Source organism: Curtobacterium sp. MCPF17_001 (assembly GCF_003234615.1).
In the GTDB taxonomy this organism is placed as follows: domain Bacteria; phylum Actinomycetota; class Actinomycetes; order Actinomycetales; family Microbacteriaceae; genus Curtobacterium.
On the sequence record NZ_QKSL01000015.1, the window covers coordinates 53,875 to 71,584 of the forward strand.

The following is a 17,710-nucleotide window of genomic DNA, read 5'->3' on the forward strand; positions in this document are numbered from 1 at the left end:
CGAGCGCGTCGACGCGTTCAACGACGAGCCGTACTCGGACCGCTGGTACAGCAAGACGCTCGCTGAGTGCGTCCGGTAGCGGGTGGGCTGCCGAACGCTGCTCCGGCGCTCTTGGTCGTTTCGGTAGGGAATCGGGCTACGGGCGGGTGAGGGCCTTGGATGAACGCCCGGGATCTGATTCTCGATCGTCGTCGCGCTCTGCGCAAAGCGCGCGTCGACCGGCGATCCGCTGATAGAGCTTGTAGACGAAGACGAATTCCAGGAATCCGAAAAGCCCCAGGGCAGCGATGGCGAACAGGACACTTGCCGGGGGGTCACCAGTGGTGGATGCAATGGTCGGCGAACCCACCACAAGGCCACTGCCTAGGAGAGCGTTGAACCAAGCGCCAGGGACACCACCCGGAGCATCAGGCACCCTGTCGATCCAGCGATCAGTCACGATGCGACGGTACTCGGTAGCCCGGCTTGAACGCTGTCCGATAGCCGATCCCTTACCGGAACGATCAAGAGCGCCGGAGCCAGCGTTCGGTAGCCCACCGGCTACTGGGCGGTCAGGAGGGCTGCCCTGTAGGACTGTCGCATGATCGATCTTGCCGAGACCCGTGAAGTCACGCTCGATAGCCCCCAGCCCTGCGAGCGCGCAGTGCAAGTCATCGCCGGTTGGCTAACCGAGAAGAGCGGCAGCCCCGCTAAAGTGACGACGGAGGGTGTTGTCGATCTGGGCTCGCGGTTCACGTACCGGGTGTGGGGCGCCACGCGACGAGGCTTACGCAAGCTGCCGACGCGGCTGACTTGGCGTGTTGCCGGCAGTGCGACGGGTAGCAGCATCTCGATTCAGATGCGCAGCGACGAGGGCAAGTACCTCGTCCGTACCTACCAGCATCACCTGATCTACCAACGCACGTTCGACGTGTTGAGCGACGAGCTGACCGCGCTGTTGACATAGCTGCTCTGCGGCGACCGTTCGAGGATCCGCTATTGGATACAGAACCGGGCCCAAGAGTCCGGCGGCAGGCCCCGGTCCTGGAGCGTTGCCCTAGCGCTCGGACCGGAGTGCGGTTGCCCTAGCGCTCGGACCGGAGTGCGATTGCCCTCGCGGCACGCCGCCGGGGCGGCGAGATGCGGTTAGCAAGTCTGCGCTGTATGAATGGTCAGGCGCGGGTGGGGGCCGTAGGGGCGGCCACGGCGCAATACCAAAGGGGGGTCGCTTCGTGCGACTAAAACGACTACATCTTGCCGCCGTCGCCGTAACGGTGGCGGCTCTCGCTGCTTCGCTGACCGCCGGGCCAGCGAACGCTTCGAGCACACTGACAGCGAGCACCGCTCCTGCACTTGTCGAGCGAGCGGAGCTCGCCGTTGGCCTGCAGGACGACACGGTCCCTGGGGCAACGGAGGTCCTGGAGCCGGGGAACATTGCCGAAATCGCTGCGACAGACGAGACGCCCGCTCTGTCGGTGGAGGTCGGTGCTGACCAGGGGTCTAACGCCGTTTACACGGCAGATGCGCTGACGGCTACGTCGACTCGCTTCGCAGCTGTCTTCGCCTCGTCGAGCGTCGGTACTGCGTCATGGGATCTGGGAAGCGGGACCGAGCTCTACACGCTCCCTGACGGACGAGTCAGTGTTGGCGACGCGGAGGGGAACCTCCTCGCCGGGGTCGACGCTCCGTGGGCGGTTGACGCCACCGGCAAGGCAGTCGCAACTCACTACACGGTCGACGGGACCACCCTCACTCAACACTTGGATTATACGGCTGACACTGTGTTCCCAGTAGTCGCTGACCCGAAGATCACCTCGTTCCCGGGGTACTGGACGATCAGCCTCAACAGGTCCGAAAGCCTGAAGGCGATCGGCACTGTGGCGTCGTGCGCTGCGCTGTTCTCCAAGTCGCCGGTGCCAGGATTGAGGGTGGCTACGGTCGCCTGCGCCGTACTTGCCGCGTATGGCACGCCACAGCTTGCTGGCGGTAAGTGCTTGCGAATCCACATTGTCGGTGCCGTGCCGCTCTTCGCAACCTGGTGGCCGACCTGGCCGAAGTGCTAGGAGCACTTCATGACAGTTTTGCTCGGTCTGGTTGTCGGCCTCGCGTTCGGGGTAGCTTCGGCGTTCGCTAATCGTCGGTGGGGCACTGTCCTTGCCTGCATTCCTGTGGCGGGCTGGTTCGTCATCTTCGGAATCTGCAGCCTCGACGGGCTGCAGGACAGCGAAGTAGCGCCACTGTGCTACGGCCTTCTCGGAATCGTCCTCGGGCTTCTCGTCGGGCAGGTCTTCGACCGTCAACGCAACAAACGCGCCCAGTCACATCGCTGACAAGGAACGCGCGACGGACGCCCCCGCTCTCAGGACGGGGGCGTTCTTGCGTGCGCATACAGCCGGCGATTGGGCTGCGCCGAACCGGCACGGGACTGCTGCAGGTTTGGTTGACTCCTGACAGGTAGGGGCATTGGCTCCTGCTGGAAGGATGTGCGCCATGGTGAAGGCGTATCCGGAAGAGTTCCGCCGTGACGTGATCGCGGTCGCCCGGAAGGGCGAGACGTCAGTGCGGCAGGTCGCGAAGGACTTCGGTGTGTCCGAGTACTGCCTGGCCCGCTGGTTGCGCCTCGCGGACCGCGACGATGGCGTCGGTGCTCTTGTGTCGCCGTCGGCGAAAGCGGTGGAGCAGGCTGAGCTGCGGGAGGCGCAGAAACGGATCCGGCTGCTCGAGCAGGAGAACGAGATCCTCCGTCGGGCAGCGGCGTACTTCGCCCAGTCACAACTCCCAAAATGATCTACCCGCTGGTCCTCGAACTCGCCGACGACGGTGTTCCTGTCGCGGTGGCCTGCCGGGTACTGGGCTTCTCGAAGCAGGCGTTCTATCGGTGGCGCGCCAGCCCCGTGTCCAAGCGGGACTGGGACGACGCGCACCTGACCAACGCCGCCATCGATGCGCATCGGGACGATCCGACGTTCGGGTGCCGGTTCATCGCCGACGACCTCGTCGCGGGCGCGCGAACTGCAGTTGACTGCCGCTGCACGGGGAGCGTGGAGCGTCTGGCTTGGAACAAAATCCCGAATCCCGTGGAACGCCCTTTGTTGCTGGTATTCGGGATCCGCGCCACCACTGACACCCGCGAACAGACCGAACACCTCGCCGTAGCCGTGGAGCGTCACCGATGTCGTGCCGCCGCGGGCGGGAGTGAACGGGTCCATCACCGCGCCTGCTCGTCGGCCAGCAGCATCTCGGTCAACGGCGGAGGGTCACCCGCGGGTACTCGCCGAATCGCTGGAGGTACGCGTTGGAGAACCTGCCCATGTGCGCGAACCCCCATCTCGACGCGACATCCGCGACGGAAGTGGCGATCGGGTCCGCGTGCAGGAGATCGGCGTGGACGTGGCGGAGTCGCACTTCGCGGAGGTACGTCATCGGTGTGCGATCGAGGATGCGCTGGAACGACTCCTGGAGTCCGCGAACACTGAGATCGGCCGCTCGGGCGATGTCCGCGACGCTCAACGGCTCCCCGGCGTGCTCGTGGATGAACTCGACTGCCCTCCGGACGCGCACGTTCTTGCGGTCCCCGTAACCGTGGGGGAACCCTTCGCTCTGGAACCGGTAGAGCCCGAACAGCGATCGGGCGACGTCGCGCTGCGCCTCGTGCCATGCCAGGGAGGAGGTTCCGCCTGAGCGCAGCGCCTGCATCGCAGCAGCAACCGAGCTGCGCCATCGCATGACTGCGCTGGCTGTGGGCGTGACGCTGCGGTCGAACCCGAGCGTGCCGTCGACCAGGTGCTGCTCGGCGGCGACGTCGAGAACGAGGTCTCGGTTCAGGTGTACGAGACGCTGATCCCAGTCCTCGTACGCCATCTCGAACCGCTGCTCGATCGGGAACAGCGTCGGGACGCCCGGTTGCATCTGCACTTCGTCACGGCCGACATCGACACGGGCATCACCGGAGTCGATCCACTGCACGACGACCTCGCCCTCGACAGCGACGTCGCCCCGGAGACGACCGTGCATCTGGGAACGTCGGATGCTCATCTGGCCGTCGCCGACGCCGACGTACTTGTACCAGTAGTCGGAGCTGACCGGCGAGGAGTGCCACGCGCGGCCGGCGTACATGCCGGCGAGGTCTTGGATGGCGCCGTCGGTGTCAGTGCCAGCGACTGCCACGATCGGGCGGACCGGGGTCTCCGCCAGCGCGTCGGTCGTCACCGCGTCTCCCCGAGGACGTGGAAGCAGAGTCTGCCGGTTCTCCCGAGCGCAGTGGCGCCCGCCGTGCGAGGAGTGCCCTCGTGGACGAGTGCGGAGGGCAGGAACACAGTTGTGGCGGTCATGGGACCGGCCTTCCATGAGGCTGTGAGAGCCTCATCGCTGCCGGACCGTCCTGCTGTGCCAGCGCTCCACATGCCGCGGAGACCATCGTGACGACAGGACCGCAAAGTGGCCCGGTTCCTCCACCGTACGGAGGCCCGCGGCTCTGCTCAACAAGAGTCCCCGGAACGCGGTTACGCGACGCGCTCGCTCCGAGCCTGATCCGCGGAGCGCGGCGGGTTGAAGCGGCCCCGCGACAAGACCGAGGTGCAGGCATGGGTGTCGCCGGGTCTAGCGTGGGGAGGTCTGGTTGCAAGCAGAGCAGGTAGGAGACCACTCGCGATGACCACGCTCACGCTGCAGCACGACACGGACGACATCGACACGGTCGCGACAGTCCTCGGACAGATGTACCCGAAGGTGCGGTTCGACCCCCCGCGGGGCAAGGTGCACTTCCAGGCCGACATCCGCGGCGACGAACAGCTCAGCCTCGCTCGCCTCACGATGGGGTTCCACGCCCAGGTGACCGTCGAGCCCGAAGGGGTCTTCACGTCGGCGATGCTGCTCGGCGGCCGCCTCGCGACGGTGCACGGTGACGGCGCGAACGCCGGAGGCGTCATCTTCGGCCAGGAGGAGACCGCTGCGGAGTACAACGGTTCGGAACTGCTCGTCGTCAACCTGCCCGAAGCCTCGCTCATCCGCCGTGCGGTCCGAGCGAGCGGCGCGGACAGTGGCGTCGTCCGGTTGCGCGGACACCACCCTCGGCCCGAGCACGCTGCCCTGTGGGTCCAGGCCGTGTCGCACGTCCACCGGAGCGTGGTGCAGGTCGAGTCCGCGTTCGAGAACGACATCATCCGCACCGCGGCCTTCGACTACCTGTTGGGACTGGCGACGACGGCCCTGCCGTTCGAGGTGGTCACCCGCGTCCCTCCGGGCGTCGGGGCCGGCGAAGCGACCGTGCGCCGGGCCGTCGCGTACATGGACTCGCACCTGGCCGACGCGATCACGATGGAGGACATCGCCGCAGCCGCCCGGGTGTCACCGCGCGGTCTGCAGGCCGGCTTCCAGCGGCACCTCGAGATGACGCCGATGACCTACCTGCGCCGCGCCCGACTCGCCGAAGCCCACCGGGAACTGCTGCACGACCCGACCAAGACCATCAAGGCGGTGGCCGAGAAGTGGGGCTTCAGCAACCAGGGACGCTTCACGCGCATGCGGCGCGAGGTGTACGGGATCGAGGAACGCACCGGCTGAGCGTCGACGGTCGGGCGGTGGACAGGGGTGCGCGAACTGGACGCCGTGGCCACGACGACGTCCGCACGCTGGAGGTCGCCCGTGAGTTCCGGGAGCGGCCGACGGCTGTCCTCCCCGCAGACCCGGGCAGGGCCGCCGATCGGGACGTTCGAGCGCATCGATCTGAGGAACGGGCACGTTTGCGGTCGGTGTCACGTCCTCAGTACGGTCGATCTGTCCACATCGCGAGATGGGCATCCGCCAGCGCCGTCGACGGGAGCACCCCAATGTCCACCGAGTCCGTGATCACCAGCCCCTACCGGAAGACCGGCACCGCGAACGGGCCGCGCGCCGGTGGCACGTCGACGTACTCGGCACTGCTGCAGCAGGTGAAGGACGCCGGGCTCCTCCGACGCCGCCGCGGTTTCTACTGGTCCGTGTTCGCCGCCCTCGTCGTGGCGTCCGCGGCCTGCTGGGTCGTCTTCGCGCAGCTCGGCTCCTCGTGGTTCCAGCTGATCGTGGCGGGCGCGCTCGGCGTGCTGTTCACCCAGTTCGCGTTCCTGTCGCACGAGGCGGCCCACCGGCAGGTGTTCGACTCCCGCAAGTGGAACGACCGTGCGGGCCGCTGGCTCGGCACGTTCGTCGTCGGCCTGTCGTACTCGTGGTGGATGAACAAGCACACCCGGCACCACGGCAACCCGAACACGATCGGCAAGGACCCGGACATCGCGCCGGACGGCGTCGTCTTCATCCCCGAGGACGCGGCCGCGACGAGCGGACCGATGCGCTGGCTCGTGCGGCACCAGGGGTGGCTGTTCTTCCCGCTCCTGACCCTCGAGGGCATCAACCTGCACCGGCACGCGGTCACCTCGGTGCTCCGCGGTGTCGACGGGAAGAGCGACCGCCGTGACCGCGTCGTCGAGGGCGTCATGCTCCTCGCCCGGTTCGCGATCTACCTGCCCGTGGTCTTCGTGTTCCTGCCGTTCGGGATGGCGTGTGCGTTCCTCGGGGTGCAGCTGGCCGTGTTCGGCGTGATGATGGGCGCCTCGTTCGCCCCGAACCACAAGGGCATGCCGACCATCGCGCACGACGCGAAGGTCGACTTCTTCTCCCGTCAGGTCCGCACCTCGCGCAACATCCGCGGCGGCTGGTGGGTGTCGTTCCTGATGGGCGGCCTGAACTACCAGGTCGAGCACCACCTGTTCCCCTCGATGCCCCGCCCCGCCCTCAAGCAGGCGCGGCTCCTGGTCCGGGACCACTGCGACAGCCTCGACGTGCCCTACACGGAGACCACGCTGCTGCGCTCCTACGGCATCGTCGTCCGGTACCTGAACCGCGTCGGACTGGCCGCCCGCGATCCGTTCGACTGCCCGATGACCAGCGAGCTCCGCATCGGCTGACCTCGACGGAGCCGGCCGCCCGGCCGGCATGACCGCCCAGCCGGCATGACCGAACGGACCGCCCGGCCGCCCGGCCGGCACGACCGAACGGACCGCCGGCCGACACGTCCACCTCGCGTCGGCCCGCGGTCCGTTCGTCGTCCGGACTGCTCAGACCGTGATCGTCTCGCCGTCCGCCAGCGTCACCAGCTCCACCCCGGTGAGCTGACCGGCGAACTGCGCGAACGAGCCCTTGCCGACCTCGCTGAGCATCAGGTCGTGGATCTGCACGGCCCGCGTCGGCTGCACGGCACGGACGAAGTCGACGAGTTCACCGAGCTTCGCCCACGGCCCGGACGTCGGCACGAGCAGCGTCTCGACCGGCACGCCCGGCACCGCGTACGAGTCGCCCGGGTGGAAGACGCGGCCGTCGACCAGGAACCCGACGTTGCTCATCGGCGGCACGTCGGCGTGGATGACGGCGTGGTCGCCGCCGAACACGCGGACCTCGAAGCCGCCGGCGGTGATCGTGTCGCCGGGGGAGACGGCGACCACACGGCCGTCGTGGTCGCCGAGCGCGTCGACGACGGACGCCGGCGCCCAGATGCGGAGGCCCGGCTGCGCGTCGAGGGCCGCGCCGAGGACGTCGGCGTCGAAGTGGTCGGGGTGGTCGTGCGTGACGAGCACGGCGTCGGCTGCGGCCACGAGGTCGGCGGACGTCGCCGTGTAGGCGCCCGGGTCGAGGAGGACGCTGCGGTCGCCGTCGCGGAGGACCACGGTGGCATGGGTGTGCTTGGTGAGTTCCATGAGCGGAAGTGTACAGCCAACCTGTACACTTCCGTCCATGGCCCTCCGCGACTTCACGCTCGACGACGCGAACGCCCTGCGCCGCGCGATCGGGGACAGCACCCGCGCCGTCCGCCGTTCCGAGGCCACTCCGGAGGGCCAGGTCGAGACACTCGGCTTCCTGGCCCGCGACGGTGCTCAGAGCATCGCCGCGCTGGCGCGACTCCGACGGGTGCGGCACCAGTCCATGCGGGTCACGGTCGCCGACCTCGAGGCGCAGGGGCTCGTCGAGCGGACCCCGGACCCGACCGACGCACGAGGGGTCCTGATCTCGTTGACCGACGCCGGCCGGACCGTGATCGACGAGCTCCGGATCCGCCGGTCCGCCCGTGTCCTGGCTGCCGCCGAACGCGCGCTCACGCCTGAGGAGCGCGCCACCCTCGCCCACGCGGCCGACGCGATCGTCAAGCTCACCGCGGCGCTGGAGACGGACGGCAGCTGACACTCGGTGACGAGTGACCGGAGACCGGCGACCGGTGACGGGTGATGGGCGACGGACGGGAGGCGCGGTGCGGGCCCGCCCCGCGCCTCCCGTCCGGCCGCGCCCCCGTCACCGCCGCGACAGGACGGGCCCCGAACGGGTCGTCACCCCGCTCGGCGTACCGTCCGGGTCGTGTCCGACGACCAGCAACCACGACCCGACCCGACGCGCGTCGGTGACCAGCCGGCGCTCCGCACGCGCTCGGGTTCGAACTGGCTCGCGTGGGGTGCGGTCACGACGGTCCTGGTCGCGGCGGTCATGGTGCTGATGGGCATCCGGCAGCCCGCGGTGGGGTGGCCGGCACTGGTGGTGGTCGTGGTCCTGTTCCTCACGATGGTCGTCGTCCGCGGGGCCGTCCGCCCCCTGCGGACGCGCCTGGTGACGCTCGCGGTCCTCGACCTGGGGATCGTCGCTGTGGGGTTGGCAGCAGTGCTCGTGGTCCTCGTGACGGCACCGGGCTGACCACCGGTGCCGGTGACAACTCCGGTGGTGGCTGGGTGCCCGCCACCGTCGCAGTCGTACCGCCGGTGTACATTGAGCCGAGTACGGACCATCCCGATGCGTGCGTTCCCGACGAGACCGTTGCCCTGACTCGGTTGCGGGTGCCCCGCTCCTCCTGGGGGTCCACCTGTGCACACCACCGCCGGCCTCCGCCGTGCATGCATCGAACTGGTCAGAACCGGCTCACCATGAAGTACGTCGTCTACGGACTGACATCCGTCCTCACCAGCAGTGCCGCCGCCTCCGCCGTGATGCGGTACGCGGTCGCGCTCGGGCAGACGGGCAGCAGCGACCTCGTCGCGATCCCCGCCGTCGACATCGCGGGCGTGCCGATCGCGGTCGAGGTGTTCCTCGGCCCGGGCGTCCCCCTCCTCGCGGAACCCGCCGCGGACGACCTGCTCGAGCCCGAGCACCAGGAGTTTGTCGACGACCTCGCCGAGCGCACCCGCTTCCTCGCGGCGCGGCGGTCCGAGCGGGCCTGACCGGCTCCGTCAGCTGCGCTCGACGACCAGCGTCCCCGCCCCGACGGGCAGTGTGCCGGCGCGGTACGCGATGACCGCGCCCGCGGCAGTCGTGGCGTCGAGGCGGATCGAGGCGGCACCGAACCGCCAGCTGCGGTTGACGCAGAAGACGGCGAACTCGACGGTGCCCTCGTCCGGCAGCACCCAGGTGCCGGACCCCCACTGCGCCGGCTGTCCGACGCCGTCCACGCTGACGGTCGGCCGCGCACCCCAGGCGAACCACGGCCTGTGCAGGCGGAGCTCGACGCGACGACGGGTGGTGCCGGACGGCAGCGGAGCCCCCGTCACCACCCGAGCGTCCCGGGCTCGCCCTTGAACGGCCCGACGATGTCCGCGGTGATCCAACCACCGTAGAAGTCGCCCTCCTGCGCGCGGACACGCTCACCGGCGACCTCGCACGAGTCCATCTGCGACGGGTACACGGCCACCAGGTCGCGCAGCTCGCCGTACCCCTGCCACGGCGTCGGGTAGGTCCAGGCACCCCGCCGGACGACCCGGTCGCCGCCGTGCACGTCGAAGTACGAGGCACTGCCCTTGAACTCGCACATGCTCGACCCGCTGGTGGGGACGAGGGCGTCGGGCGCGAAGTCCGAGATCGGCAGGTAGTACACCGGCGGGTGGCTGGTCTCGAGCACGCGGACCGCACCGATCGTGTCGGCGACGACCTGGCCACCGAGCCGCACGACGACGCGGGACGCGGTCCGCTCGACGCGCGGCGGACGCGGGTAGTCCCACACCGACTCCTGGCCGGCTCCGGGGACGTCGGGGGTGGGGTGGCTCGGGCTGCGTCGGGTCATGTCCCCAGTTCTACCCGCCGGAACCGACGGACTGGAGGCTCGTCACCAGCTGGCACGTCGGCACGTGCGATCAGGGCGAGGATCCGGACGACGCCCCTGGCCTCCGGAGCGTGGCGGGGCTACGCTCCGGACACCACCTCCTCAACGACGAGAGGCTGTCCCGTGCGCCGAACCATCGCGATCACCCTCGCGGCCGTGACCATCGTCGGGGCGCAGGCCCTGGCCGGACCTGCGACCGCCGCACCACCACCGACGACGACCGCAACCACCGGTGCTGCCTCGACCGGTCCTGCCTCGACCGGTCCTGCCTCGACCGGTCCTGCATCCACCAGTGCGGTGACCAGCGCCGCCGCCACCGCCGGACGCGGCCACGCGCCGGCGGCGACACACCAGAACCCGATGGCACTGCGCCTCCCGGACGGCCAGACGGCGGCGAGCTGCGCCGACCCGACCGCGATCCACGGGGTCGGCCGCGACCGCAACTGGTACCTGTACTGCACGACCGACGCCCTGACGGCGACGGAGGAGACCGCCACCGGTGAGCTCGTGCAGCACAGCGTCCCGACCTACCGGTCCACGAACCTGACGGACTGGACGTACGTCGGCGACGCGTTCACCACGAAGCCGGCCTGGGTCGGCGAGGCCAACGGCATCTGGGCGCCCGAAGTCGTCCAGCGCGGCCGCACCTGGTTCCTCTACTACACGGCGTCGGACACCCCGTCGGCGACCGGCCCCACCGGCGGTGGATCGGCGATCGGCGTCGCCACGAGCAGCAGCCCGACCGGCCCGTGGACGGACTCGGGCGGACCGGTCGTCGCTCCGCAGACCGCACCGAATGGTGACGGCTTCCGGTGGTCGTTCGACCCCGAGGTCATCACCGACTCCGGTCGCACCTACCTGTACTTCGGGAGCTACTTCGGCGGCGTGCACGTCCGACAGCTCACCGCGGACGGACTGCGCTCGCTGCCGGAGACCGAGCGGCAGATCGCGATCGACAACCGCTACGAGGGCTCGTACCTCATGCGGCACGGCGGCTGGTGGTACTACATGGGCTCCGCGACGAACTGCTGCAACGGCTCGCTCACCGGCTACGGCGTCTTCGTCGCCCGCTCGAAGAGCCCGCTCGGACCCTTCCGCGACCGTGACGGCGTCGCGATCACCGACACCCGGGTCGGAGGCTCGCCCCTGCTCGCACAGAACGGCAACCGCTGGGTGGGTACCGGGCACAACACGGTGGTCACCGACTTCGCCGGTCAGGACTGGGTGATCTACCACGCCGTGGACCGCAACGACCCGTACTACGCGGGGCAGACCGGCTACACGAAGCGCCCGGCGCTCATCGACCCGCTCGACTGGGTCGGCGGCTGGCCCGTCGTCCGCGGTGGAGCAGGACCGTCGGACTCGGTGCAGCCCGCTCCGGCCGCACAGCCGGGGCAGCGATCGGCGTACCGTCCGCGCCTCGCCCCGGTCGACGTGCCGGCCCGCACGATCCGGTCGCTGTCCACCGACTTCCGGGGTGACGCGCTGCCGCCGGCGCTGACCTGGACGCGGCAGCCCGATCCGTCGACCTACCGGGTCCGGGGCGGTGCCTTCTCGTGGCAGACCCAGGACGCGGACCTGCACCCACCGCAGACCCCGCTCGCGTCGGTGCTGACCGAAGCGGCACCCGCCGGTGACTACGTCGTCGAGACCCGCGTGCGGATGGACACCCCGGCCACCGGCGACTCGTTCAACTACCGGCAGGGCGGGCTCGTGGTCTACGGCGATGACGGGAACTACGTCCGACTCGTCTCGAACTCGATCTTCAACACGCGGCAGACGGAGTTCGGCAAGCAGGTCAGCGGGCAGCCCGAGGGCGCGCCGACCTACGGCAACATGGTCGTCGGGCCGGTCGGTGACGCGACCACGCTCCGGATCGTGCACCGGCTCGTCGACCGTGAGCACCGCTACACGGCGTACACCAGCGTCGACGGTCGGCACTTCGTGCGCGGCGGCACCTGGACGGCGGACCTCGGGTCGACACCGCGGATCGGGCTCATCTCCCTCGGCGGTGCCGGTTCGACGAGCACGTTCGAGGACCTGCTGGTCAGCACCGTGCGGTCGGTCCGGTAGACGACGGACGGCCGACAGGCCCGGTGCGACTGCACCGGGCCTGTCGGCCGTCCGCCGGAGCGGGACCCGCTCAGGTCAGCTCCGGAGCGTTGCCCGTGGGTACTCGCCGAACTCGTTGCGGTAGGCCGCCGAGAAACGGCCGAGGTGCGCGAAGCCCCAGCGGCGGGCGACCGTCTGGACGGACGTGCCGGAGGGGTCGGCCTGCAGCAGATCCCGGCGGACCCGCTCGAGTCGGGTCCGGAGCAGGTACGTCATCGGCGTCTGGTCCAGGTGCCGCTGGAACGCCTCCTGGGTGGCACGGACACTCAGTCCGGCGGCGCCGGCGATGTCCGAGACGCTCATCGGCTCCGCCACGTGCTCGTGGATGTACTCGACGGCGGCGCGCAGACGTGCCCGTCGGGGCAGCAGCACGGCGGGCGGCAGGGCCGTCACCGTCGGCGGGTACATCCGGAGGAACGCCGCCGCGGTCCCACGCGTCAGGTTGTGCCAGAGCAGGGTGTCGACCCCGCCGGTCCGGAGCTCCCGGGAGAGCAGTGCCAGGCTGTTCCGCCACTGCGTGATCGCAGTCGGGTCGAGGGTCCGCAGGTGGTCGATGCCGAGATCGACGACCTGACCGGTGTGGAACATCTCGTCGGCGACCTCGTGCACGAGCGGGCGCGACAGGTGCACGAGCCGTTGGTCGTAGTCCTCGTACTCGAAGACGAACTCACGGCAGGTCGGGAAGAGCATCGGGACGTCGAGCTGCAGCGGCACCCGGTCCTGCGTGACGTCGGGGACGCCCTGCCCGGACGTGATCCACTGCACGACGTAGTCGGGTGAGCGGGGGATGGCCCCGCGGATGTGTCCACCGATCTGGGACCGGCGGAGCGTCACGTCCCGGTCGCCGACCGCGCTGTACCGGTAGGCGAACGGGTGGTCGGTGGTCCGGGCCTGCCATTCGCGGCCGTCGTAGAGACGACCGATGTCGGCGACGACCGCGTCGCTCGAGGTCCCGGACGCCTCGATCCGCACCGGTCGTACCGTGTCGGTGGCCCACGTGCTGGTCTCCGCCCGTCGGGCGGTGACGTCGAGCGTGCTGGTCATGATCGTCTCCCTGTCGACCACCGGAGGGGCGGTCGGGTCGCTGCTGTCCCTGTCAGCGCTCCGTTGACGTTCGATGCACTGGACGCCGAGCGAAACTCGTTGACTGAAACGGTACCCAGTTGTCCGTCAGGCGTTCAGGGGTTGACGTTCTCGTCATAGAAGTGGTAGCGGCCCGACCGTCATCCAGGGGAGATCAGACAGCGGCCACCGACCCCGCCGCCCGGTCCGCCGTCGCGTCGTCGCGCAGCATCCGGTCCGCCGTCCGCAGGGACAGCGCCATGATCGTCAGCGCCGGGTTCGCGATCACCGCGCTCGGGAAGACGGAGTTGTCGCAGACCCACAGGTTCGGGACGTCCCAGGACCGGCCCGCCGCGTCGACGACGGAACTGCCGGCGTCGGCACCCATGCGAGCGGTGCCGATGGTGTGCGCGGTGCGCTCGAGGACCCGGACATCCTGTCCGCCGGCCGCCTCGACGATCGCGGTCATCGTCCGGACCGCGTGCCGACCGATCGCCTCCTCGTTCTCGCCCGGGGTGAACGTGATCGTGGCCTTGCGGATGCCGTGCTCGTCGACCTCGTTCCCGAGCACGAGCCGGTTGTCCGGGTACGGCAGGCACTCGGCGTTGATGCCGACCCCGGCCATGTGCGGGTAGTCGCGCATCGCCCTGACCAGCGCTGCGCCGCGGAGACCGCCGCCGCGGACCAGGGAGGTGGCGAAGGTCAGCGGCTGCACGCCGAGGCTCTGGATGAGGTACCCGCCGGCGAAGTCCGCGTCGGTCGGTCGGACGAAGTCCTCGCTGATGATCGAGGACGGGTAGCCGCGGTAGGAGCGCATCGACTCGTCGAAGCGGGCCCACACCTGGGTGGCGCCGTGCGCCGTGAAGTTCCGACCGACCTGGTCGCTGCTGTTCGCGAGCCCGGTGTGCAGCAGCAGGCGGGGGGTCTCGACCCCACCCGCGGCGAGCACGAGGGCGCGGGTGCGCTGCCGGTGGTCCTGGCCGTCCTGGCGGTACACGACCGCCTCGACCTCGCCGCGGGCGTCGAGTTCGATGCCGTGCACGAAGGCCTCGGGGCGGATCTCGGCACCGAAGGCGACCGCGGCCGGCAGGTAGGTGGTGTCCATCGACACCTTCGCGCCGTTCCGGCAGCCCTGGTGGCAGGAACCGCACGAGACGCAGGCGTGCCGGAGACCGTGGTGCTCCTGGTGGCGGTCCTTGGTGGTCAGGGCGACGGGGGCGTCGGTGGCGGTGATCCCGACCGCCGCGGCGCCGCGCATCATCATGTCCGAGGACGCGTTCCGGCCCGGCGGGCGCATCGAGTAGTGACGGGACGGGTCCCACGGGTAGTGCGCGGGGCCGGCGACCCCCACGTCGTGCTCGACCTGCTCGATGGACCGGATGAGCTCGGCGTGGTCGATCGGCCAGTCGTGCCCCTGCCCGGACTCCGTCGCCAGGTGCAGGTCGTGGGCGCTCGGCCGAGGCGTGAAGGCGCCCCAGTGCAGCGTCGAACCGCCGACACCGGTGCCGCTGTTGTTCGGACCGAAGGCGGTCGGGGCCCCGCCGCCACTGATCCGCTCCTCCATCCAGTTGATGTCCGCGGGAGCCTCGACCTCGTCGGGCAGGTGGTCGCCCGGCTCGGTGTTGCGGCCGGCCTCCAGCGCGACGACCCGCAGGCCCGCCCGGGCCAGGCTCGCGAGCAACGGCGCGCCGCCGGCCCCCGTACCGACCACGACGACGTCCACGATCTCGTCCTCGCCGTGGCGCCGCTGGTGTTCGAGCCTCATGGTGTTGCTCCGTCCGGTTCCCACGCTTCGCGTTGTCCGGCTCCCAGCAGTTGGAAACCCTGTTTGCGGACGCCGTCCCCGCCGTTGGCGAAGCCGTCGTAGTCGATCGCGGCCATCGTCGCCGGGTGGGCGAGCCACTGTTTGACGAGGTCGACACCGGCGTCCTTGAACCAGGCACGCAGCTGCCCGGCGTCGAGGACCCCACCGACGGGGGCGCCACCGACCGTGGTGCCGCCGACGGGGCTGTACGAGCCGTCGTCGACCGCGTCGAGGACGCCGGCGAGGTGCTCGTCCGAGACCGCGGCCTCCGGGGCGAGCGCGTCGAGTGCGGCCCGGTAGGCGTCCGGGTCGGCGGGCAGTCCGTCGACGCGCCATCCGTCACCGAGGCCGTCGGCGAGCTGGGCGTCGACGCGGAGGGCCAGGTCGACCTGGTGCTCGTCAGGCTGCGGTACGACGACGCGGGCGACGGCGCGGAGGGTGGCCAGCTGCGCGACGGAGAGTGCGCGCGGTTGCGCCGCCGGGTCGTCCGGCAGTGCGCGGGCCGCGAGGACCGCTCGGGTCCGGGCGCTCACGCGTGGCGAGGCGATGAGCCGCGCCGACACGGTCGGGACGGTGGGACCGTGGTCGACGCGGCGCTCCCAGAAGGAGCGGATCCGGTCGGCGACGCCCCGGGGCTGCTCCCACGGCAGGAGGTGCGCGGCACCCGGCACGACGTCGAACTCGCCCTGCGGCCAGTGCGGCAGGTTCAACTCCCGTTGCGCGTCCGGCCCCAGGTCGCCGTCCTCGGCGCCGGCCAGCACGAGTGCTGGCACCGGGCTCGGGGCGATCGTGTCGGACCAGTCCTCGCGGCTGCCGCGGAGCAGCCAGGCGGTCCAGGCTCCGCGGTCGGCGCGCTGCACGTCGTGGACCGCCGACGCGTACGGCTCGGGAGCGAGTCGGTGGGCGGTGTTCGCGTCGACGAACTCGGCCGCCTCGTCGGGTCCGATCTCGTGGTCGGCTGCCCATGCCAGCATCGTCGCGCGACGCTCCTCGTCCATCGGCTCCGGGGAGAGCGGCGAGGCGGCCAGCAGCACGACGGCTCGGAGCCCGAACAGGCCGTTCGCGCCGCTCATGGTGCGGCCGGCGACGACCGAGGCGACCTTGCCACCCATCGAGTGACCGACGAGAGCCCACTCCGTGGCGCCACTCGTGCCGATGGCCCGCTCGACGAGCACGGCCATCTCCTCGACGGTCGTCCCGGTCACGGCGGAGCTGCTCCCGAAGCCGGGGAGGTCGATGCCGACCAGGTCGAGGGTGCCGCTGAGTTCCGCTCGGAGCGCCGCGAACTCCTCGGAACTGGACCCGAGGGCGTGGAGGCAGAACGCGGTCGCCGTCATGACTCGTTCCTACCGGCCCGGCCGTCCCGTCCTTCAGCACGCTGTACCCCTCGTCCGTGCGAGGCCCGCCTGCGAGCCGTCCCAGACTGGAGGCCCGACTCGCGCCGATCGCGTTGCATACGCCGATCCGTGGCCCGTCCGGATCACGCGGGCCGCGCACCGTCGGAGCCGCAATCGGCACGGAACGCGGTCCGGGGTACAGATCTGACCGCGGGAACGGCGCGTTCCTGGAATGCGCCTGGAAGTCGTGGCGAGGCCGTGACGAACGTCCTCCCCAGCCCGTCTCATCCGTGAACAGCACCCGCTGGGAACACCCGGCGGGCCACTCGGAAGGAGCCACCATGGCCGACACCACGACCACCACGACCACCCCGACCGTCCTCGCCACCAGCGCGACGACGTCGATGAACACCGGCGACCGCGGCGCCACCGGCAAGACCGTCATCGACGACGCCGTCGTCTCGAAGGTCGCCGGCATCGCCGCCCGCGAGGTCAACGGCGTCCACAGCCTCGGCGGCGGCGCAGCCCGTGCCATCGGTGCACTCCGTGACGCCATCGGCCAGCGCGACCTCTCGCAGGGCGTCAAGGTCGAGGTCGGCGAGAAGCAGGTCGCCGCGGACATCACCATCGTCGCCGAGTACCCGGTGCCGCTGCAGCAGGTCGCCGAGGGCGTCCGCGCGTCGGTCTCCCGCGCCATCGAGCAGATCGTCGGCATGGAGGTCGCCGAGGTGAACGTGACGATCCAGGACGTCTTCATCCCGGGTGACGACGACGAGGACGAGGACAAGAAGGAGTCGCGAGTCGCATGAGCGCCACACTGAGCGGTGCCCTGATCGGCGCCATCCTCGCGGTCGTCGCGCTGCAGTTCGGCTTCTGGGGCTTCGTCCTGGTCGTCGTGTTCGCCGCCGTCGGAGGGCTCGTCGCAGCCCTCGTCACCGGCCGGATCGACCGGAACGCCCTGACCGACGTGCTGACCGGGCGTCGGAGCTCCCGGTGACCGGCGGCCCGGGCACCGTTCCGGGCCGAGTCGAGATCACCACCCGCGCCTTGACCTCGTGCGCGCGCGCCGTCGCCGCTGAGCGGCTCGGCGCGCCCGCGAAGCGGGTGCGGGTGGAGCTCGGCGACGCTCACGGGGCGTTGGCCCTGGAGATCACCGGTCCGGTCGCCGCCGGCACCGACCTGGTCCAGGCGGCGACGACCGCAGCGGCCGAGGTCCGGAGTCGCGTCAGCGCCCTCACCGGACGTCGTGTCGGGTCGGCGCGCATCGAGCTGACCGGGATCGTGCGCGAGCGCGAGGCCCGGGTCCGTTGA

The 17,710-nt window shown here is 70.4% G+C and carries 20 protein-coding genes and 1 pseudogene; 13 read left to right on the plus strand and 8 right to left on the minus strand.

Going from position 1 to position 17,710, the window contains the following annotated elements:
- Window positions 1-136 precede the first annotated feature (136 nt).
- Window positions 137-439 (minus strand): hypothetical protein, encoded by a 303-nt coding sequence (locus tag DEJ24_RS16640; RefSeq protein ID WP_146242616.1) that lies wholly within the window; start codon window positions 437-439, stop codon window positions 137-139.
- A 141-nt stretch (window positions 440-580) separates the two neighbouring features.
- On the opposite strand from DEJ24_RS16640, the gene DEJ24_RS13570 reads away from it, so the two are divergent.
- The 4 genes and pseudogenes from DEJ24_RS13570 to DEJ24_RS17290 form a co-directional block, all read left to right on the plus strand.
- On the plus strand, window positions 581-946 hold the full coding sequence (locus DEJ24_RS13570; protein WP_111079078.1) for a hypothetical protein: 366 nt from the start codon (window positions 581-583) through the stop codon (window positions 944-946).
- Between the two features lie 265 nt (window positions 947-1,211).
- Window positions 1,212-2,042 (plus strand): hypothetical protein, encoded by an 831-nt coding sequence (locus DEJ24_RS13575; protein WP_146244586.1) that lies wholly within the window; start codon window positions 1,212-1,214, stop codon window positions 2,040-2,042.
- Between the two features lie 9 nt (window positions 2,043-2,051).
- Window positions 2,052-2,309: a hypothetical protein gene (locus DEJ24_RS16645; RefSeq protein WP_146242617.1), complete on the plus strand. Its 258-nt coding sequence runs from the start codon at window positions 2,052-2,054 to the stop codon at window positions 2,307-2,309.
- Between the two features lie 160 nt (window positions 2,310-2,469).
- Window positions 2,470-3,008 (plus strand): annotated as a pseudogene (locus DEJ24_RS17290) (transposase); the annotation flags it as partial.
- Between the two features lie 214 nt (window positions 3,009-3,222).
- On the opposite strand, the gene DEJ24_RS17115 reads toward DEJ24_RS17290, so the two are convergent.
- Complete coding sequence (locus tag DEJ24_RS17115) at window positions 3,223-4,188, minus strand: helix-turn-helix transcriptional regulator (RefSeq protein ID WP_220034037.1); 966 nt, start codon at window positions 4,186-4,188, stop codon at window positions 3,223-3,225.
- 441 nt (window positions 4,189-4,629) lie between these two features.
- Here DEJ24_RS17115 and DEJ24_RS13590 point away from each other — a divergent pair, with 441 nt between their 5' ends.
- Window positions 4,630-5,541 carry a helix-turn-helix transcriptional regulator gene (locus tag DEJ24_RS13590; RefSeq protein WP_111079081.1) on the plus strand — a complete coding sequence of 304 codons (912 nt, stop codon included), beginning with the start codon at window positions 4,630-4,632 and terminating at the stop codon, window positions 5,539-5,541.
- Window positions 5,542-5,807: 266 nt separating this feature from the next.
- Window positions 5,808-6,920, plus strand: a complete 1,113-nt coding sequence (locus DEJ24_RS13595; protein ID WP_111079082.1) for an acyl-CoA desaturase — start codon at window positions 5,808-5,810, stop codon at window positions 6,918-6,920.
- Between the two features lie 150 nt (window positions 6,921-7,070).
- Here the strand turns inward: DEJ24_RS13595 and DEJ24_RS13600 are convergent, their stop codons facing one another.
- Window positions 7,071-7,706, minus strand: a complete 636-nt coding sequence (locus DEJ24_RS13600) for an MBL fold metallo-hydrolase (RefSeq protein ID WP_111079083.1) — start codon at window positions 7,704-7,706, stop codon at window positions 7,071-7,073.
- 37 nt (window positions 7,707-7,743) lie between these two features.
- Here DEJ24_RS13600 and DEJ24_RS13605 point away from each other — a divergent pair, with 37 nt between their 5' ends.
- From DEJ24_RS13605 to DEJ24_RS13615, 3 genes are all read left to right on the plus strand, one after another.
- The gene (locus DEJ24_RS13605) at window positions 7,744-8,187 is read left to right on the plus strand and encodes a MarR family winged helix-turn-helix transcriptional regulator (RefSeq protein WP_181436616.1); all 444 of its coding nucleotides are present in this window, start codon (window positions 7,744-7,746) and stop codon (window positions 8,185-8,187) included.
- 171 nt (window positions 8,188-8,358) lie between these two features.
- A complete protein-coding gene (locus tag DEJ24_RS13610; RefSeq protein ID WP_111079085.1) occupies window positions 8,359-8,688 on the plus strand; it encodes a hypothetical protein in 330 nt (109 codons plus the stop codon).
- Between the two features lie 227 nt (window positions 8,689-8,915).
- A complete protein-coding gene (locus DEJ24_RS13615; protein WP_111079086.1) occupies window positions 8,916-9,209 on the plus strand; it encodes a hypothetical protein in 294 nt (97 codons plus the stop codon).
- A 9-nt stretch (window positions 9,210-9,218) separates the two neighbouring features.
- Here the strand turns inward: DEJ24_RS13615 and DEJ24_RS13620 are convergent, their stop codons facing one another.
- Window positions 9,219-9,536, minus strand: coding sequence for a hypothetical protein (locus tag DEJ24_RS13620; protein WP_146242618.1), 318 nt, complete (start codon window positions 9,534-9,536; stop codon window positions 9,219-9,221).
- Complete coding sequence (locus DEJ24_RS13625) at window positions 9,533-10,045, minus strand: DUF427 domain-containing protein (RefSeq protein WP_111079088.1); 513 nt, start codon at window positions 10,043-10,045, stop codon at window positions 9,533-9,535. Before DEJ24_RS13625 ends, DEJ24_RS13620 begins: the two co-directional genes overlap by 4 nt.
- Before the next feature lie 162 nt (window positions 10,046-10,207).
- Here DEJ24_RS13625 and DEJ24_RS13630 point away from each other — a divergent pair, with 162 nt between their 5' ends.
- On the plus strand, window positions 10,208-12,157 hold the full coding sequence (locus DEJ24_RS13630) for a family 43 glycosylhydrolase (protein WP_111079089.1): 1,950 nt from the start codon (window positions 10,208-10,210) through the stop codon (window positions 12,155-12,157).
- 75 nt (window positions 12,158-12,232) lie between these two features.
- Here DEJ24_RS13630 and DEJ24_RS13635 read toward each other — a convergent pair whose 3' ends face one another.
- The 3 genes from DEJ24_RS13635 to DEJ24_RS13645 all read right to left on the minus strand — a co-directional run bounded on the left by DEJ24_RS13635 (window position 12,233) and on the right by DEJ24_RS13645 (window position 16,399).
- A complete protein-coding gene (locus DEJ24_RS13635; protein ID WP_146242619.1) occupies window positions 12,233-13,240 on the minus strand; it encodes an AraC family transcriptional regulator in 1,008 nt (335 codons plus the stop codon).
- Window positions 13,241-13,433: 193 nt separating this feature from the next.
- Window positions 13,434-15,023: a GMC family oxidoreductase gene (locus DEJ24_RS13640; RefSeq protein ID WP_111079091.1), complete on the minus strand. Its 1,590-nt coding sequence runs from the start codon at window positions 15,021-15,023 to the stop codon at window positions 13,434-13,436.
- The gene (locus tag DEJ24_RS13645; protein ID WP_111079092.1) at window positions 15,020-16,399 is read right to left on the minus strand and encodes an alpha/beta fold hydrolase; all 1,380 of its coding nucleotides are present in this window, start codon (window positions 16,397-16,399) and stop codon (window positions 15,020-15,022) included. The genes DEJ24_RS13640 and DEJ24_RS13645 overlap by 4 nt, the downstream gene beginning before the upstream one ends.
- Window positions 16,400-16,740: 341 nt before the next feature.
- Here DEJ24_RS13645 and DEJ24_RS13650 point away from each other — a divergent pair, with 341 nt between their 5' ends.
- From DEJ24_RS13650 to DEJ24_RS13660, 3 genes are read left to right on the plus strand one after another with little or no spacing between them, the layout of a single operon-like run.
- Window positions 16,741-17,208: an Asp23/Gls24 family envelope stress response protein gene (locus tag DEJ24_RS13650; protein WP_111079093.1), complete on the plus strand. Its 468-nt coding sequence runs from the start codon at window positions 16,741-16,743 to the stop codon at window positions 17,206-17,208.
- Window positions 17,205-17,396 carry a hypothetical protein gene (locus DEJ24_RS13655; protein WP_111079094.1) on the plus strand — a complete coding sequence of 64 codons (192 nt, stop codon included), beginning with the start codon at window positions 17,205-17,207 and terminating at the stop codon, window positions 17,394-17,396. Before DEJ24_RS13650 ends, DEJ24_RS13655 begins: the two co-directional genes overlap by 4 nt.
- Window positions 17,393-17,710 carry a hypothetical protein gene (locus DEJ24_RS13660; protein WP_111079095.1) on the plus strand — a complete coding sequence of 106 codons (318 nt, stop codon included), beginning with the start codon at window positions 17,393-17,395 and terminating at the stop codon, window positions 17,708-17,710. The genes DEJ24_RS13655 and DEJ24_RS13660 overlap by 4 nt, the downstream gene beginning before the upstream one ends.

Bases quoted from the DNA above. Each gene is read 5' to 3' on its own strand.
- DEJ24_RS13570 (WP_111079078.1), top strand. From the start codon at position 581: ATGATCGATCTTGCCGAGACCCGTGAAGTCACGCTCGATAGCCCCCAG.
- DEJ24_RS16645 (WP_146242617.1), top strand. From the start codon at position 2,052: ATGACAGTTTTGCTCGGTCTGGTTGTCGGCCTCGCGTTCGGGGTAGCT.
- DEJ24_RS13590 (WP_111079081.1), top strand. From the start codon at position 4,630: ATGACCACGCTCACGCTGCAGCACGACACGGACGACATCGACACGGTC.
- DEJ24_RS13595 (WP_111079082.1), top strand. From the start codon at position 5,808: ATGTCCACCGAGTCCGTGATCACCAGCCCCTACCGGAAGACCGGCACC.
- DEJ24_RS13600 (WP_111079083.1), bottom strand. From the start codon at position 7,706: ATGGAACTCACCAAGCACACCCATGCCACCGTGGTCCTCCGCGACGGC.
- DEJ24_RS13605 (WP_181436616.1), top strand. From the start codon at position 7,744: ATGGCCCTCCGCGACTTCACGCTCGACGACGCGAACGCCCTGCGCCGC.
- DEJ24_RS13615 (WP_111079086.1), top strand. From the start codon at position 8,916: ATGAAGTACGTCGTCTACGGACTGACATCCGTCCTCACCAGCAGTGCC.
- DEJ24_RS13625 (WP_111079088.1), bottom strand. From the start codon at position 10,045: ATGACCCGACGCAGCCCGAGCCACCCCACCCCCGACGTCCCCGGAGCC.
- DEJ24_RS13635 (WP_146242619.1), bottom strand. From the start codon at position 13,240: ATGACCAGCACGCTCGACGTCACCGCCCGACGGGCGGAGACCAGCACG.
- DEJ24_RS13640 (WP_111079091.1), bottom strand. From the start codon at position 15,023: ATGAGGCTCGAACACCAGCGGCGCCACGGCGAGGACGAGATCGTGGAC.
- DEJ24_RS13645 (WP_111079092.1), bottom strand. From the start codon at position 16,399: ATGACGGCGACCGCGTTCTGCCTCCACGCCCTCGGGTCCAGTTCCGAG.
- DEJ24_RS13650 (WP_111079093.1), top strand. From the start codon at position 16,741: ATGGCCGACACCACGACCACCACGACCACCCCGACCGTCCTCGCCACC.
- DEJ24_RS13655 (WP_111079094.1), top strand. From the start codon at position 17,205: ATGAGCGCCACACTGAGCGGTGCCCTGATCGGCGCCATCCTCGCGGTC.